The following is a 16,211-nucleotide window of genomic DNA, read 5'->3' as shown; positions in this document are numbered from 1 at the left end:
GGAAATGATGACAGAAAAAGGAGAAAGCGCGGGTAAATCGCTGCCCTAAGGCTTGAGCAGCAGATACCCACCGGCTGCGACGAAGAACGTCCCCGCGAACGTCTTTGCCTGTTTCAAATAAGCAAAATCCTGCGCCGTCTTGCCCAGCCGATATGCGGCCAACGCATAGGCCACCTTCACCCCTCCGACAGAAGCTATCATGATGGTGTAAAGCAGCGCCATGTCCGCTCCAGACATGGCGCCGAGATCTACAAAGGTCGGCAACAGGCTGGCATAGAAGAAGATCGCCTTGATATCGCCGAGGGTAAGCAACAGACCTGCAGCGAAACTCGCAACCAGGCCATCTCGCCTGCTCCCGGGCTCAGGAGCTCGTTTTTCCAGTGGGGCTCTCGCCCGCTGCGCCCGGATCAACGTCACACCGAACCAGATCAGATAGAGCGCGGCGGCATACTTGATCAGCGCAAACAGAGCACCGAGCTGGCTCGCCAGGGCGGCCATGCTCAGGATCGCCATCGTCATAAAAATCAGGTCGCCCGTCACGATCCCGGCGGCAACGGTCAGACCATGGCGCACTCCATACAGGGCAGATCGGGCAACCACCAGTGCGACGCTGGAACTCGGCAGAGCCGCCATAGCGGCGAGAACGAAAAACAGCGTTAGAGTATCGGCAACACTCATTGGTTCACTCGATAATCGCAGGAACTTTCCGGCCCATATCCGCTGAACGGGACGCTACGGACTCAGCGTTTTGGATTTACCGGTCCCGCGACGTCGGGAGGCTCGGATAGTCGATCACCGTGATGAGTTGATCGACCTGCTCCCCACCGCTGTACCCGACAGGCACTGTGACCGACTCGAAAGCGACCCAGGAATTGTTCAGCGCCCATATCATCTCCCCCTTCCGAAAGGTCGGGATTCCCCGATCTCTCGTCTCGCGGTACCGTGACAACATAGCTTCGGCCCCAATCTTGTAAGCGGATTTGGATACATATTTCCGGCTCAGATCCCGGCCTACGACACTGGCGATCTCTATCCCGACCAGCCGGTGGAAAAAATCCCGACCGTCATCAATCACTTCTACGATCTGCACATGGCCTATCCAGGGCAACAGACTTTCTGCCGTGAAATGCAGCCGGTCCGGAACGGGGCCGCCGTCGCAACATTGCTCCCAAAACGTCTTGAAAGACATTACGAGCTGACTGTCGATCTCATGTTCCGCGACAATATCCGACTTCGGCATCTCAGCGCGCACGCCCGCTCGTTCGGTTGCAAGCGTTTCCGGTATGGCGCTGGTTATATCCGAGGCATGTTTGCGACAAAAAATTAACCATTAAAACATGAGCTAACAAGATGACAATACTACGATACCTAGTTCCCGCACTCATGCAAGCTGGAGAATTCAAAGCGGCAGCGAGCCGGCTCACCTCCTTCGCCTGAGAAGCAAAATCCCGCTTCATTCGTCCTGCAAAAATGCGTGACGCTCTCCTTCTTTCATCCCGCCAATCATCAAAATCCTCGTTCCGTCGAAAGAGCGGCGATACTCCCTTGCGAAACCTGGCCCGACGCGCAAGTCTCCGCGCGCCGAAACAGGAGATATTCTGATGCATGGTGAATACAAGGTTGTGGACGGCAAACTGGTGGTAGCCGATCTGGAGGTGCGTGACGGCAAACTAACGGACGTCCAGATTTCCGGCGATTTCTTTCTGGAGCCGGCCGAAGCCCTCGCCGACATCACCGCCGCACTGAACGGCCTCCCCGCCGAGTCATCGAGCGAGGAGATCATCACTGCACTCGACCAGGGCATTCCCGTTAGCACGGCGCTGGTCGGCTTCTCTGTCGAGGCAATCGCCATCGCCGTGCGCCGGGCCCTCGGTGTCGCCAAGAGTTGGCGAGATTACGAATGGCAGATCATCGATACTGATCCTATGTCCCCCGCCATGCATCTGGCTGTCGATGATGTCCTTGCTCGCGAGGTGGCGGCAGGGCGCCGCGCACCGACACTCCGGATCTGGCAGTGGGACCGCCCGGCCATCATCATCGGCAATTTCCAGTCGCTCAGAAACGAGGTCGATGTGGAAGCCGCCGAAAGGCTTGGCGTGCAGATAGTGCGGCGCGGAACCGGCGGAGGAGCAATGTTCGTCGAGCCAGGCTCTGCCATCACCTACTCGCTCTACGCGCCAGGTGAACTGGTCGGCCATATGGATTTCGCCGCGTCCTATGCCTTTCTCGACGCCTGGGTGCTGCAAGCCTTGAAAGAGGTCGGGATCGACGCCTTCTACAAGCCGCTGAACGACATATCCAGTCCCAAGGGCAAGATCGGCGGTGCAGCGCAGAAACGCTATTCCGGCGGCACCGTTCTCCACCATGTGACAATGTCGTACGATATGGACGCGGAAAAGATGATGCAGGTGCTCCGTATCGGCCGCGAAAAACTCTCCGACAAAGGGGTCACATCCGCCGCGAAGCGCGTTGACCCGGTCCGCAGCCAAACCGGCATGACGCGAGAGGACGTTATCGCCCGCATGATCGGCACGTTCAAAACACTGCATGGCGGAACGGACGGGGCAATCAGTGCGGAAGAGATGGAAGCGGCTGAGAAACTCGCGGCGGCGAAGTTCGAAACAGAGGAATGGCTCCGCCACGTCTCGTGACAGGTTGACACGCCTGCCCCAAAAACAACTCCAATAGAGCCTACCCGGCAAAATATGCCCGGCTCCCTCCGTGCCCGGCATAGGCAAACGTTAACCGAACTTCTCGGCTATTTCCTTGGCCCGGTCGACGTCAAAATCGTCAGTGTGGTTGTAGATCGCCATCCGGACTACCTCCAGAGCCTCCTCACCGGTTTTCGTCTGCGCGTACCCCACATCATCCGGCGTCAGTATAACGATTTCGTCGCTCTGGCTGTCGTAGGCCACTTTGATATCGTTACCATAGATCGCCTTCAGCTCTTTCTCGGCAGTGAGCAAGTCCTCCAGGCGGTCCATTTGGCGCTCGTCAGAGACTTGCAGCTCCCGCAGCCCGACTTCATTCTCCGTAGCATTCTCGAAGTCCACGAAGCGCGTAATCGACATCGAGGTCAGGGAGGAAACGAGCTCTTCGGTGCTATAGAAGGTGACAAAGCTGAGATCCATCGATGCCAACGGCTCGCCTTCAGCATCCTGCATCGTCACATAACTGGACGCGAACTCCTCAGAACTCTCATGACGGAACCGCGACATCTGACTCTTCAGCCGCTCCGCGTCCTCATCGCTGAACATATGATTTTGATTGTCGTAAGCGTGCCCAGATACGGCGACTTCCGTCCCGTTTGAAAGAGTGACGCGCTCGGCCTCATCGGCGTTCTTCTGCGTGCGTTCCCTAAATTCCGTCGCCGAAATTGGGTGCCAGTAAACTTCGTGGGAAAGGAATGAGTTAACAGACGTCATCAAATATCTCCTGCATATGCTCAGCGCTGCTCAGAGCAGGAAGCAAGCCCTACACCAAATCACTTATTTTGAGTGCGGCAACTTTATGAACTGCAAGAACATTCAGCTTAACTGACAATTTTTTCAGGAACACGAGTAAAAATCGTTGCATTCCCGCATTGGGCCGCGAACTGAGTCCAAATGGCCTCAGAGCATTGCCCCCCAGGCACCCTGATCAGGAACGGCTTTTGTTCGCGAGGAGGTGACCTGCGCGCATGATCGGGACATTCAAGCCCCTGAATAGAGGAGAGGATGATCACGGAGCAGGAGATGGAAGCGGCAACAACACTCGCGGCGAAAAAACTCGAAACCGAGGAATGGCTGCGGCATGTGCCCGGAGAGACGGGGGCCTCAGCGCCCTGAAGGCATTCTGGCCTCGATCACGTAGATTCCGTCACCCCGGTCAAAACCGGGATGACGACGTATAGGGCCGGGTTCCCGACGGCAGCCTTAGTAATGCGCCGATTGGGTATCCAGCGGTTTCTGCAGCGGCGGGGCAAACTTGGTGAGGTTGATCCCTTCGACCGCCGCCTTGTACTCATCGATGTTCGGCGTTCTTCCAAGGATCGCGGAGAGCACGACGACCGGAGTCGAAGCGAGCAGAGACTCGCCCTTCTTGTCCGAGGAATCCTCGACCACGCGTCCCTTGAAGAGGCGCGTCGACGTGGCCAGAACGGTATCGCCCTTGGCCGCCTTTTCCTGATTTCCCATACAGAGATTGCAGCCCGGGCGCTCTAGATAGAGCACATTTTCGTACTCGGTTCGCGCGGCCTGCTTCGGCGCGCTGTCGTCGAATTCGAAGGCAGAGTATTTCTGCAGGACTTCCCAGTCCCCCTCCTCCTTCAACTCGTCAATGATGTTGTAGGTGGGCGCGGCAAGCACCAACGGTGCCTTGAACTTCACTTCGCCTTTCTGCTTCTCCAGATTCCGGAGCATCTGGGCGACAATCTTCACATCGCCCTTATGCACCATGCAAGAGCCGACAAAGCCAAGATCGACCTTCTTCTCCGCGCCGTAATAGGAGATCGGGCGGATCGTATCGTGGGTATATCGCTTGGAGACATCGATGTTGTTCACATCCGGATCGGCGATCATCGGCTCGTCAATCGTATCGAGATCAACGACAACTTCCGCAAAATACTTGGCATTCGCGTCCGGCGCCAGCGCTGGCTTCTCGCCCGACTTCACTTCAGCGATGCGCTTGTCCGCCTTGTCGATGAGGCCTTGAAGGACCTGGGCATCGTTGTCCATGCCCTTGTCGATCATGATCTGGATGCGGTGCTTGGCGATCTTGAGGGACTCGATCAGGGTATCATCCTGGGAAATACAGATGGATGCTTTTGCCTTCATCTCAGCAGTCCAGTCCGTGAACGTGAAGGCCTGGTCAGCCAGCAACGTTCCAATATGGACCTCGATGATCCGTCCCTGGAAAACGTTGTCGCCAAACTTCTCCAGCATCTGAGTTTGCGTCGCATGGACTACGTCACGGAAATCCATGTGATCCTTCATACTTCCCTTGAAGGTCACCTTCACAGATTCAGGGATCGGCATGGTCGCTTCGCCTGTCGCCAGAGCAAGCGCGACAGTTCCGGAGTCAGCGCCGAAGGCAACGCCCTTGGACATCCTGGTGTGAGAGTCCCCACCAATGATGATCGCCCAGTCATCAATCGTAATGTCATTCAGAACCTTGTGAATGACGTCGGTCATGGAGTGATAAACGCCCTTCGGATCACGCGCAGTAATCAGGCCGAACTTGTGCATGAACGCCATCAGCTTCGGCGTATTCTCCTGCGCCTTGAAATCCCACACAGACGCGGTGTGGCAGCCGGACTGATAGGCGCCGTCCACTGTCGGCGAAATGACGGTCGCAGCCATCGCCTCCAGCTCCTGGGACGTCATCAGCCCAGTCGTGTCCTGGGAGCCGACGATATTCACCTTCACCCGAACGTCGGAGCCGGCATGAAGCACTTTGCCCGGCGTGACCCCGACCGCATTCGCATTGAAAATCTTCTCGACTGCCGTGAGGCCCTGTCCCGGGTGGGAAATTTCCTTGGAGGGAGCGAAGGCGGACTTCAACTCGATCCCGAGCGTCTCGCATGCGAGGGTCTGCAACTTCTTGCCGAAGACCACGGCATAGGAGCCGCCAGCCTTCATGAATTCCGTTTTTTGCGGTGTGAAGGATGAAGAGACATCGACAAGCTCTTCGCCACCATCCTCGCTATAGAGTTTCTGGTCTTTCGTATTGATCTTGAGAACGGTCCCTGTCTCGACGGAGTATTTCTGCTCCAGAATGGGGTTACCATCGTTGTTCAAAATCGGCTTGCCGCTGGAGTCGAGCTTCTTGACCCAGTTCTTCAGGTCGATCCCGACGCCGCCGGTAACGCCCACAGTCGTCAGGAAAATTGGCGAGATACCATTCGTGCCGGCAACAATCGGAGCATAATTCACAAACGGAACATAGGGGCTGGCCTGCTTGCCGGTCCACAAGGCGACATTGTTGACCCCCGACATGCGGGAGGACCCAACGCCCATTGTCCCTTTCTCGGCGATCAGCATCACTCTCTTGTCGGGGTGCTGAATTTTCAGTGCCTGAATCTCAGCCTGGGCCTTCTCTGAGATCATGCATTTACCGTGCAACTCCCTGTCGGACCTGGAATGCGCCTGATTGCCGGGAGACAGAAGATCGGTGGAGATATCCCCTTCTGCGGCGATGTAGGTAACGACCTTGATCTCTTCGTCTACGTTCGGAAGCTTGGTGAAGAATTCCGCGTCCGAATAGCTGACAAGGACATCCTTGGCGACTTGATTACCGGCTGCGTACGCGTCCTTCAGGCGGTCGGTATCAGCCTCATAAAGCAAAACCTGTGTTTTCAGAACTTCGGCTGCTGTGTGCGCAATAGCTTCATCATCGCCCAGAGCCAGATCGAGCAGAACCTCAACAGAAGGGCCGCCCTTCATATGGGACAGGAGTTCAAAAGCGAAGGTCGGCGAAATTTCTTCGACGACCGCTTCACCCAGAATGATTTCTTTCAGAAATCTGGCCTTTTCGCCGGCAGCACTCGTCGTTCCGGGCAGCGTATTGTAAACAAAGAACTTGATGGAATCTTCCCGGTACGCGTTACCGGTATCTTTTATTTGCGCGATGAGCTCTTTTACAAGTGCCCCATCCTCAATGGGCTTGGGGTGCAAATTCTCGGTTTTCCGAGTTTCAATTTCAGCCAAGTAATCTGTGTACAAGCTCATGATGGTCCCGACGCGTTAGTGTTTGATGTAACTTGAACGCCGGGCAGAAAAAGCTTATGGCGATCCGGCGAAAAGCTTACTCACCGCATGAATAATTCAGCCCACATTGGCTTGCAAGGTGTTTCTGACTGGTTAATGGGGCGGTAAACCTGCAAAAATGCCAGCTTCGAGAGCTCCGCGTTGGTGGCTTCATACATCCACAGCGTCAGCGCAATGGAAACCGGAAAATCTCCTCTCGCCCAGCTCATAGGGCTCGACCGAAGATGCACCTTTCGTTTCGATTTTTTTCCACTCGCAGGACATCAGCCCCACTCTCCCAATCCGTTCAACCCGGCCCAAGAACCGGAACCTCGGCGATCATAGTGCTGCGCTCTTCACTTGCCAGATCGTGGGTCAGGTCCGAGATGACGAATTAAGGAGAGCGCCATTGCCCGCCCCGTGACGGTGATCGTCGCGCCCCGAAACAAGTTCCGCTCTCCGGCAAATCGAACTGCCTACACCCGGCAGCCCATCAAACACATATTTTTTTAGCGTAAAAACACAGCACTTAAATAATTATTCATAATCATTCGATAACATTTCAAGCATTTATAACGCTTTGGAAACTCTGATGCTCTCTAGAAAAACGCCTCTCTACAGTATCATTTTATTTTCGTTCTTTGTGATGGCAACAATTTGCACTGCATCTCAATCCCATGCGATTGAAGAGAAAAAACGTATCCTGATCATAAATTCCTTCAATTGGGGGGGAGTTTGGGCGGACAGCGAAGTACAAGGATTTAGAAGCACCCTTAAAGAAAAAAATATTAATGCATCCTTATTCATTGAACAAATGGATGTAATTGGAAAGCGTGGCGTCGTTGACTATGATTATTTTGCAAATCATCTGAAATGGCGATTTGGCGCGCAAAAATTCGATATAGTCGTTGCCAATGATGACCCCGCAATGCGTTTCGTTGTTTCCAAATACCATGACCTATTTGACGGCGCACCCGTCATATTCGTGGATGTTAATAGTATTCGCGAAATTCTGATCCCCCAATATATCCCCTACACCGGTATTACTGAACAGAATGACTTTCTCTCTACATTGGAAATAGCGCGCGAACTAAGGCCAAACGCCAGCACTGTTGCCGTATTTGGAAACTCTGCTCACAATGGAGCGGGTCCGCGTCATGCCTTGACCTTTTTGATGGAAATGGAGAGCGATCTCCCTTTTGCGTTTCACCTGGATAAAACGGTAGAAGAAATTCAGGATATATCGTCACAATTGACGAGTGAAGATATCGTCATAGGCATCGCATATGCCAAGGATAGATTCGGCATTACGAGAGATTATAATGAAGTTCGAGGGGCCATCAGCAAGGTTTCCCCCGCCGCTAGTTTCGTATTCTGGAAAACTGCGGACGACGACAAATTCGCGATAGGCGGTAAGGTTAGTTCAGCGAATGATCAAGGCCGCGCGTCTGCGGAGATTGCAGCACGGGTTCTTGCAGGAGAAAATATCCGCTCAATCCCAATCATGGCTGCTCCAACAAAGTATATTTTTAATTATCCCATTATGGTTCGCATGGGTATCGATGTCGACGACCTCCCGCTGGACGCCGAATTTATTCAAAAACCGTTCTCAGCCTATGAAACATTTAAATCGGAAATTTGGAGCGCCATTATTTCCTTCATTGTTTTGTTCTTGGTGATTTTTCTTTTGCTCATAAATATCAATCGCCGCAAATCTGCAGAGGCGGCACTAGAAGACGCTAAAGATAAACTTGAAAACACAGTTTCCGTGCGAACAGCTGAACTCGTCAGTACAAATGATACACTACAAGAAACAGTTAGCCGGCTCCAAAAAACACAAGACCAGTTAATAGAGTCGGAGAAAATGGCGGCACTAGGTGGACTCGTTTCTGGTGTCGCTCATGAAATCAATACTCCATTAGGAATATCCATCACAGCTGCGTCTCATTTCGAAGAAATGACCGATAATTTACTTTTGGATTACAAAAAGGGAAACATAAGCCGGAGCAGACTTGAAAACTATTTCACCCTAGTAAGCCAGACAACGCGCATGCTGCTTTCCAATTTGGGGAGGGCTGCAAACCTTATTAGCAGTTTCAAGCAAATTTCCGTTGATCAAAGCATAGAAAAATCACGACCTATCGATCTCGTCGAATACGTACAGACCGTTGCCGATAGCTTACAGCCTGAACTGAAACCTGGCGGCCACGCAATTAATATTACCGGCCAAGACAATTTGGTTGTCACGACATATCCAGGGATAATCGCGCAAATCCTGACAAACTTGGTTGTGAACTCTGTACGGCACGGCTTTGGAGTGGAGCGACGCGAAGGTAAAATCCAGATCGAGATAGCGTCATTTGAAGATGCTATAACGTTGACCTATGGCGACAATGGAAAAGGAATGACGAAAGACGTTCTCGACCATGCGTTCGATCCGTTTTTTACGACCACACGCGGACAAGGTGGAAGCGGTCTTGGATTAAGTATTGTTTACAACCTGGTAACTCATAAGTTGGCAGGACAAATAAAATGTGAGAGCGCTCTTAATGAACAAACACGCTTTATTTTGACATTTCCGGCACAAGCACCAATTGCAAACGAGTGACAAGCGAAACAAGGGCGGTTTACATGCGGGATATCTCGTCAAACGAGGTGATTTTTTGCATCACCGTCCCGGCCCCGGAGCCGAGACTTTGGCCATAGCAAAACTGCTCTCTTCACCTGCCAGATCCCGGATCGGGGTCCCGGATGACGATTTATGAGAGCTATTGGGTCACTTATTCCTGCCGGTCAGCAGGGGCCGGAAGAACGAACGTTCATAACGCAGTAAGCACTTTGTCTCGTTTGCAAATTCCATCGCCTTCTGCACATCCGGATTGCCAGCGGCTTCCTTGCGGTACACATCGTAGGGCGCCAGGCTTTCAAAACTGAATATTGCCAGCGCGACGTCGCTTTCGCCTTCAGACGGCAGAAAATACCCGTGATCGGCACCGCCAAATCGCGGCACGAGATCGAGCCACATCCGCGAATATTCCTCGAACTCCGCGATCTTGCCCGCGTCGATTACATATCGAGCATAACAGGTGATCGTCAGCCGTCCCCAAGCTCAGCCTCAAACCGCCCAATCTCTTAAATCAAGCTGGGAGAGGGCTTCAAGCAAAACAGGATATTGCAGGCTCGGTCAGTTCCCGCAGACGGTGTTCCAATACTTGGCTCGGGTAGATGGAGATGGTCTCTAAATAAGTCGCGTGTCCCCGCAATCCTGTTCCCGCAATTCAGGATGTCGGACAGCGCATCGCGGACGCGGTCGAAATGGGCGTGCTCGCCGCAGATTCATTACCGGCCATGGGGATCACCCCTCGTCTAGCTTCTCCAAATCCACCTCGCCCCGCTCGCGCTCAGTCTTCGCAGTGTCGTCGACCGCCCCGTCTTCCCCCGTCAGGCGGTTCTTACCCCGGAAAGGAACCTCTCAACCTCTCCACGGAGCAAGTCGGCTTTCCCGTTCAGATCTCTGGCAAGCCCGGTCACGTGCACCGCGGCGCCACCCGCGTCACCCGCGGCCGTTTTCACGTCGACTATGGTTGTAGACACTTCTTCGGCCCCTTTCGCGGCTTCTTCGACATTTTTTGCGATCTCCGACGTGGCCGCTCCCTGCTCTTCAATCGAGGCCGCGACGCCAGACGCTATTTCGCTGATCTCGCCGATTGTCTGGCGGATTCCCTGAATCGCCGCAACAGCCGTGCTCGTTTCGGCCTGTACCGCGCCAATCTGTGTCGCGATATCCTCCGTCGCTTTGGCGGTCTGACTGGCAAGATTCTTCACTTCGCCGGCCACAACGGCAAATCCTCTTCCAGATTCACCAGCCCGCGCCGCCTCAATCGTTGCGTTCAACGCCAGCAAGTTGGTCTGCTCGGCAATGGCTGCAATGAGATCAACGACGTCTCCAATCTTCTTCGCCGCTTCGGCGAGGTTATTGATCTGACGATCGGTATCGTCCGCCTGCTCAACAGCCCGGATTGCGACATCCGAGGTTTGGGAGACCTGCCAACTGATCTCCTTGATCGACGTGGACAACTCTTCGGTCGCCGTAGCCACCGCCTGAACATTCGCAGAAGCTTGCTCAGCCGACGCAGTGACGGTGACCGCTTTCGAATTTGTCGTATCAGCAATTGAGGACACGGATATCGAGGTGCCTTCCATTTCCTTCGCAGCATTAGACACCGCTTCGAGAAGACCGGTAACGCTCTGGTCGAAGTCCTGTGTCATCGTCTCGATAGCAACAGCACGTTCTTCACGATTCCGGCGTTGGGTGTCCTGTTCCGCAGCCAGCTCTTCGGCCTTGATCATATTTTCTTTGAAGACATGGACCGCTTTCGCCATAGCGCCTATTTCGTCCTTGTGATCGGCCCCGGGGATCTCGACGGACTTGTCGCCATCGGCCAGTCTCGCCATCGACCGCGTAATGGAACGTATCGGGTTCGAGATTCCCTTGCCGATCATCAAAGCGAACAACGTTCCAAGAAGGATACTCACTAGCGATATGGCACCGGTCATCGCGATAGCGCGCTCCATCGCACTGGCAGTCGAAGGACCAAGCGTATCCTGTTCCGCTTTTATGGTGCCTTTCAGAGCCTCCATATCCGTCTCGACACGAGACCCGATGCGTTCCAAAACCTCGTCAACGATATGCTTTCTCTTGGTTATGATCTCCATCAATTGCCGGAGCACGTCGGTGAAATCCACGCTCATTGCGTTAACTTCCTCGACGAGCTTGATTTGCTCCGAATTCTCAAGACGTTGCAGCAGCTTCTCGAGATCCTCCACCATCGCAGCATTCTGCTTCAATGCGTCGTCATAGCTTTTCTGGTTGCGCAGCAGGACGAGTTCCGTCGCGGTCATGCGCATGAACATCAAATGCTCCATTACATGGCCGGCCATGGACGCGGCTACGGAATCACCGTCGCGGAAGGCTGTGGACATTATGATGCTGGTCTTCTTCCGCATGTCCGTGCCGAGAGAGTCGAAAGCTCCTCGGACCAAAGTACTTTCGGCTTTCTGAAGTTCGACAATCCCGTCAAAATCGATCAGATAGGCTCCCAGCCGCTCACGCGTTTCAAGCAACGTCTGACGCACGTCAGCGCTCATATTCGTTCCAAGATACGCGTCGACCAAACTGATCGTCAGCTCATTGCGCTCCCGTACTGTCTGCGAGTCGCTGTTCGAACCGGAGCGCAAGAATTCGCTCGCAGCGCGGCGCATATCGAGAAGATTCGACTGAATGCCTCCAGCAAGAGTTGTTTGGAGTGTAATCTCACGATATCTTAAAAAATTCCCTCCCGCCCAATAAAGATTTACACCTCCCGTAATACTAATAAGTACTAAAAACGAAATAATAACACCAAAACCAACCCCTACCTTTAATATAATCGATATTTTATTTAAAAATGTCATGTGTTGTCCAAATTTTCCAATTCAACTGAAAATGTCACGAACTATTTTTGATAATATGATCAAATCTTAGTCGATAATGGTTTCTAAAACAGAATATAAAATTGGAATCAATAGAAAAAATGGAAATAAATTTACTTTCAACCATGTCTTTGTATAAAATTACAGCGCAAAACCATCACTAAATAATGAAAAATTAATCACTATTAAGTAAATTTATTTCTTATTACATTTATTTTTGGTCAAAAATTATAATAATAATTATTATATATTAAAAACCAGAAATACAGCCCCATAACTTCATTCAAAAATAAGTTATTTGTAACATCCAGCAATTATATTTTAACAATTATACATAAATATGGATCACGATATATACATGATCAGATTAATTTACATTAAAAAGTATGAAGCGATTTATATTTTACAAGAAAAGGCTCAGCAATCATCACGGGTGTTAACCCGATACCCCAGCACCAACTCATCACCCGTCTTCCCGCGTATCCCCCAGTTCGCCATCGGCGTCTCAAAGATCGTGATTTCCACGTCCTCGACCGGGATACCCAGCCCTTCCGGCACCCGCTCCATGATCCCATGCAGCAGCGCCTTCTTCGTCTCCGGCGCCCTGCCCTCGAACATGGAGATCTCGATCACAATATAGGCCACGCTGCGGTCTGCCGGGCGGATGAAATCTTCCGGCTCCAGCGGGATGAACCGGTGGAAGCGTTTGTCGTCAGGGAGTTTCAGGAATTCGGTGCTGCAGCCATGCAGGATGTCGGACAGTGCATCACGAACGCGAGCGAGATGCGCGCGCTCTCCGTAGATCTTGTATTGGGCCATGACCCGCTCCGGGTATCAGTTCCGAGGTGATTACTTCTCGTCGGAGGGTGGGAGCCGAGCTTCGACGCTTTCGCGTGCGGCCTTCGCAGCGGCATCGCCCGCCCGGCTCTGCCGCTTCACGCGCCATGAGGTGTAAATATACATCACAGCGCCGAAGACCAGGCCATAGACCACGGCACGGTAGACACTCTCGCCGGTCACATCAGTGTCCGGGCCGAGCCACCCCTGATACTGGGCGCCGATCATCACCAGGCAAAGCACTACGCCGTTGAAGACGCCACGCCAGAGCGGCCGTTCCAGGATGAAGGGTTTGCGTGCTTCAGTCCCTGTATCGTTCTCGCCGCTCATGGCGTTTCCTCGCGTCTCTTAGTTGGGGGTTTTGATATCGAGGCCCAATTGTGCACGGCGGCGCAGCCAGACGCTAGGCCGATAGCGGTCGTCGCCGCTGACGGCATGCATTGCCGCCATGATGGCGAAGGCCCGTTCGACGCCGAGATCGGCGATAATCTCCAGCGGACCCAGCGGATAGTTGAGGCCAAGCTTCATGGCGAGGTCGATGGAATCCGGATCGGCGATCTGGATCTGGGCCATTTCGCAGCCGAGATTTCCGACCATGCCTCGGATACGCTGACCGATGAAACCGGCCGAATCCGCAATCGCAGTGACCTTGCGGCCATTCTTCTGCAATGCCGCCGAGACCGCGTTCAGCGCCTCAGTGGACGCCCCCGGCGCGGACATGATCGTCACGCGCTTGGAGGTATCGCCGGTCACGTCGATGGCGACGAGGCGTCTATGGTCGATACCCATACGGCTGGCGAAGGTGCTGCAATCCTCTCCGAAAAGCGCGGCGACGATCGGAGAACTGCCATCGTCGATCTCGTCAAGCGAGACCCCCGCCAGCAGATCGCTCAACTCCGACGGCGGACTCGCGCAATAGACCTGCACCGCAGGCGCAGCACTGGCTTCGTGGTCCGGGCTCGGCGTGTTTACCTCCTGGCCCTTTTCGTCATATCGGAAATGGCCGATGCCGGTCTTCCGGCCGAACCGGCCCGCATCATACAGCGCCTTGTGCAACGGCACGGTTCGGAGACGCGGGTCGTAGCTGTATTGCTGATGGACGATCTGGGAGACCGGATAATTCACGTCGATCCCGGTCAGATCCATGAGCTGGAATGGACCCATGCGGAAATGCCCGCAATCGCGCATCACCGCATCGACCTGCGCCGGGGTGGCGACGCCCTCATGCACCACGGAAAGGCCCTCGGTGGTGAAGGCGCGGCCGCCGAAATTGACGAGGAAGCCTGGCGCGTCCTTCACCTTGACCGGGGTACGGCCCATACGCTCTCCGAGCGCGCAGAGACCGTCCATTACCCATTCCTCGGTACCGGGGCCACGGATCACCTCGACGAGGCGCATCAGAGGGACGGGGTTAAAGAAGTGGAATCCGGCAACCCGCTCCGGCTTCTTGCAGACCCGGGCGATAGAGCCGATCGGCAGCGATGAGGTGTTGGAGGTCAGCAGGCAATTGTCGCTGACGTGGTTTTCCAGCTCCGAGAATACCTGTTGCTTCACCTCGAGATTCTCGAAGATTGCCTCGACCACCGTGTGGCAGCCGGAGAAATCTGCGAGAGAGCCGGCAACACTGACCTTGTCCGCCATGGCGGCAACCGCATCGGCCGTCAGTTTGCCTTTCTCGACAAGCCGCTCGAGGCGCTTGATCACCTGTTCGCGCCCGGCGGCGGCAGAGCCGTCCTTTGCATCGAACAGAACAACGTTCATGCCGCCCTGCAGAGAGACCTGAACGATCCCCTGCCCCATGGCGCCGGCGCCGATCACGCCGACTGTGAAATCGGCGCGGTTCGCATCGAATGCCATTTTTATCAGACCTTCTCGATGATGGTTGCCATGCCCTGGCCGACGCCAATACACATGGTGCAAAGCGCGTATTTGCCGCCCTTGTCGTGCAGTTCCTCGGTCGCCGTCATCAGGAGACGAGCACCGCTGGCACCGAGCGGATGGCCGAGCGCGATGGCGCCGCCATTCGGGTTCACACGCGGATCGTCATCAGCAATGCCGAGCTCACGCAGCGATGCCAGCACCTGGGCGGCGAAAGCTTCGTTAAGCTCCATCACTGAAAGATCGTCGACCTTCAGGCCAGCACGTTCCAGCACCTTGCGGCTGGCCGGGATCGGGCCGACACCCATGATGCGCGGCTCCACGCCAGCGGCAGCACCGGTGATGATCCGGGCACGTGGGGTCAGGCCATGGCGCTTGGCGGCTTCCTCGGAGCAGACGATCATGGCGGCGGCGCCGTCATTCACGCCACTGGCATTACCGGCAGTGACGGACCCGCCTTCCTTGCGGAACGGAGTGCCAAGTTTGGCCAGCGCTTCCGGCGTGGTTGTGGGGCGCGGATGCTCATCGGTGTCGACGATAGTCACCTGACCCTTGCGGCCCTTGATTTCGACCGAAGCGATCTCGCGGGCGAGACGACCGTTTTCCATTGCGGCACCGGCACGCTGCTGAGAACGGAGCGCGAAAGCGTCTTGATCGTCGCGGCTGATCTGGAATTGCTGGGCCACATTCTCCGCCGTCTCCGGCATGGAATCGGTGCCGTACTGCTTTTCCATCGCCGGGTTAACGAAACGCCAGCCGATGGTGGTGTCGTAGATCTCGGCATTGCGGTCGAAAGCGCTGGTTGCTTTGCCCATGACGAAGGGCGCACGGGACATGCTTTCCACACCACCGGCGATGAAGAAATCCCCCTCGCCAGAGCGAATCGCACGAGCCGCCGCGTTTACTGCTTCCATGCCGGAAGCACAGAGCCGGTTCACCGTCGCACCAGGAACCTCGGGAGAGATACCCGCTAGCAAAAGAGCCATGCGAGCGACGTTGCGGTTATCTTCACCGGCCTGATTGACGCATCCGTAATAAACATCGTCCAGCGCGTTCCAGTCGACCGAGCCGTTCCGCGCCATAAGCTGCTGGATCGGGTGTGCCGCCAGATCGTCCGCACGCACGGCGGACAGGCTGCCGCCATAGCGGCCGATGGGGGTACGGATTGCGTCACAGATGAAGGCTTCGGTCATGGAGGCGGCTCCCAAATCTCTTTTTTGCGAAACTCAATTTCGCAGCTTATTGTCGGTGCAGTATGCACAGCCTAATATCCCGGTCAATTTCCAGTCGGGAAGCATA

Annotated in this window: 12 protein-coding genes; 2 read left to right on the top strand and 10 right to left on the bottom strand. The window is 54.5% G+C overall.

Annotation, left to right across the window (positions count from 1 at the left end):
• Positions 1 to 45: 45 nt before the first annotated feature.
• The gene (locus ABJ076_RS20740; protein WP_348193347.1) at positions 46 to 678 is read right to left on the bottom strand and encodes a LysE family translocator; all 633 of its coding nucleotides are present in this window, start codon (positions 676 to 678) and stop codon (positions 46 to 48) included.
• 76 nt (positions 679 to 754) lie between these two features.
• Entirely contained in the window at positions 755 to 1,240 is a 486-nt protein-coding gene (locus ABJ076_RS20735) for a hypothetical protein (RefSeq protein ID WP_348208873.1), read from the bottom strand.
• Positions 1,241 to 1,601: 361 nt separating this feature from the next.
• Between ABJ076_RS20735 and ABJ076_RS20730 the strand changes: the two genes are divergently transcribed.
• Positions 1,602 to 2,651: a lipoate--protein ligase family protein gene (locus ABJ076_RS20730; RefSeq protein WP_348193343.1), complete on the top strand. Its 1,050-nt coding sequence runs from the start codon at positions 1,602 to 1,604 to the stop codon at positions 2,649 to 2,651.
• 90 nt (positions 2,652 to 2,741) lie between these two features.
• Here ABJ076_RS20730 and ABJ076_RS20725 read toward each other — a convergent pair whose 3' ends face one another.
• Together ABJ076_RS20725 and ABJ076_RS20720 are read right to left on the bottom strand one after the other, a co-directional pair.
• Positions 2,742 to 3,425, bottom strand: a complete 684-nt coding sequence (locus ABJ076_RS20725; RefSeq protein ID WP_348193340.1) for a hypothetical protein — start codon at positions 3,423 to 3,425, stop codon at positions 2,742 to 2,744.
• A 489-nt stretch (positions 3,426 to 3,914) separates the two neighbouring features.
• The gene (locus ABJ076_RS20720) at positions 3,915 to 6,707 is read right to left on the bottom strand and encodes a bifunctional aconitate hydratase 2/2-methylisocitrate dehydratase (RefSeq protein ID WP_348193337.1); all 2,793 of its coding nucleotides are present in this window, start codon (positions 6,705 to 6,707) and stop codon (positions 3,915 to 3,917) included.
• Between the two features lie 610 nt (positions 6,708 to 7,317).
• On the opposite strand from ABJ076_RS20720, the gene ABJ076_RS20715 reads away from it, so the two are divergent.
• Positions 7,318 to 9,333 (top strand): ATP-binding protein, encoded by a 2,016-nt coding sequence (locus ABJ076_RS20715; RefSeq protein ID WP_348193334.1) that lies wholly within the window; start codon positions 7,318 to 7,320, stop codon positions 9,331 to 9,333.
• A 168-nt stretch (positions 9,334 to 9,501) separates the two neighbouring features.
• Here ABJ076_RS20715 and ABJ076_RS20710 read toward each other — a convergent pair whose 3' ends face one another.
• The 6 genes from ABJ076_RS20710 to pcaF form a co-directional block, all read right to left on the bottom strand.
• Positions 9,502 to 9,792, bottom strand: coding sequence for an NIPSNAP family protein (locus ABJ076_RS20710; RefSeq protein ID WP_348193512.1), 291 nt, complete (start codon positions 9,790 to 9,792; stop codon positions 9,502 to 9,504).
• Positions 9,793 to 10,166: 374 nt separating this feature from the next.
• Positions 10,167 to 11,873, bottom strand: a complete 1,707-nt coding sequence (locus ABJ076_RS20705) for a HAMP domain-containing methyl-accepting chemotaxis protein (protein ID WP_348193331.1) — start codon at positions 11,871 to 11,873, stop codon at positions 10,167 to 10,169.
• Between the two features lie 741 nt (positions 11,874 to 12,614).
• Positions 12,615 to 13,016, bottom strand: a complete 402-nt coding sequence (locus ABJ076_RS20700) for a tautomerase family protein (protein ID WP_348193328.1) — start codon at positions 13,014 to 13,016, stop codon at positions 12,615 to 12,617.
• 30 nt (positions 13,017 to 13,046) lie between these two features.
• On the bottom strand, positions 13,047 to 13,364 hold the full coding sequence (locus tag ABJ076_RS20695) for a hypothetical protein (RefSeq protein WP_348193325.1): 318 nt from the start codon (positions 13,362 to 13,364) through the stop codon (positions 13,047 to 13,049).
• Positions 13,365 to 13,382: 18 nt separating this feature from the next.
• Positions 13,383 to 14,891 (bottom strand): 3-hydroxyacyl-CoA dehydrogenase, encoded by a 1,509-nt coding sequence (locus ABJ076_RS20690; protein WP_348193322.1) that lies wholly within the window; start codon positions 14,889 to 14,891, stop codon positions 13,383 to 13,385.
• 5 nt (positions 14,892 to 14,896) lie between these two features.
• Positions 14,897 to 16,105 carry a 3-oxoadipyl-CoA thiolase gene (pcaF, locus tag ABJ076_RS20685; protein ID WP_348193319.1) on the bottom strand — a complete coding sequence of 403 codons (1,209 nt, stop codon included), beginning with the start codon at positions 16,103 to 16,105 and terminating at the stop codon, positions 14,897 to 14,899.
• Positions 16,106 to 16,211: the final 106 nt, after the last annotated feature.

Origin of the sequence: Nisaea sp. (genome assembly GCF_039990255.1) — a bacterium.
GTDB lineage: Bacteria > Pseudomonadota > Alphaproteobacteria > Thalassobaculales > Thalassobaculaceae > Nisaea.
The sequence above is the reverse complement of the archived record's forward strand: the minus strand, read 5'-3'. Positions and strand labels throughout refer to the sequence as shown.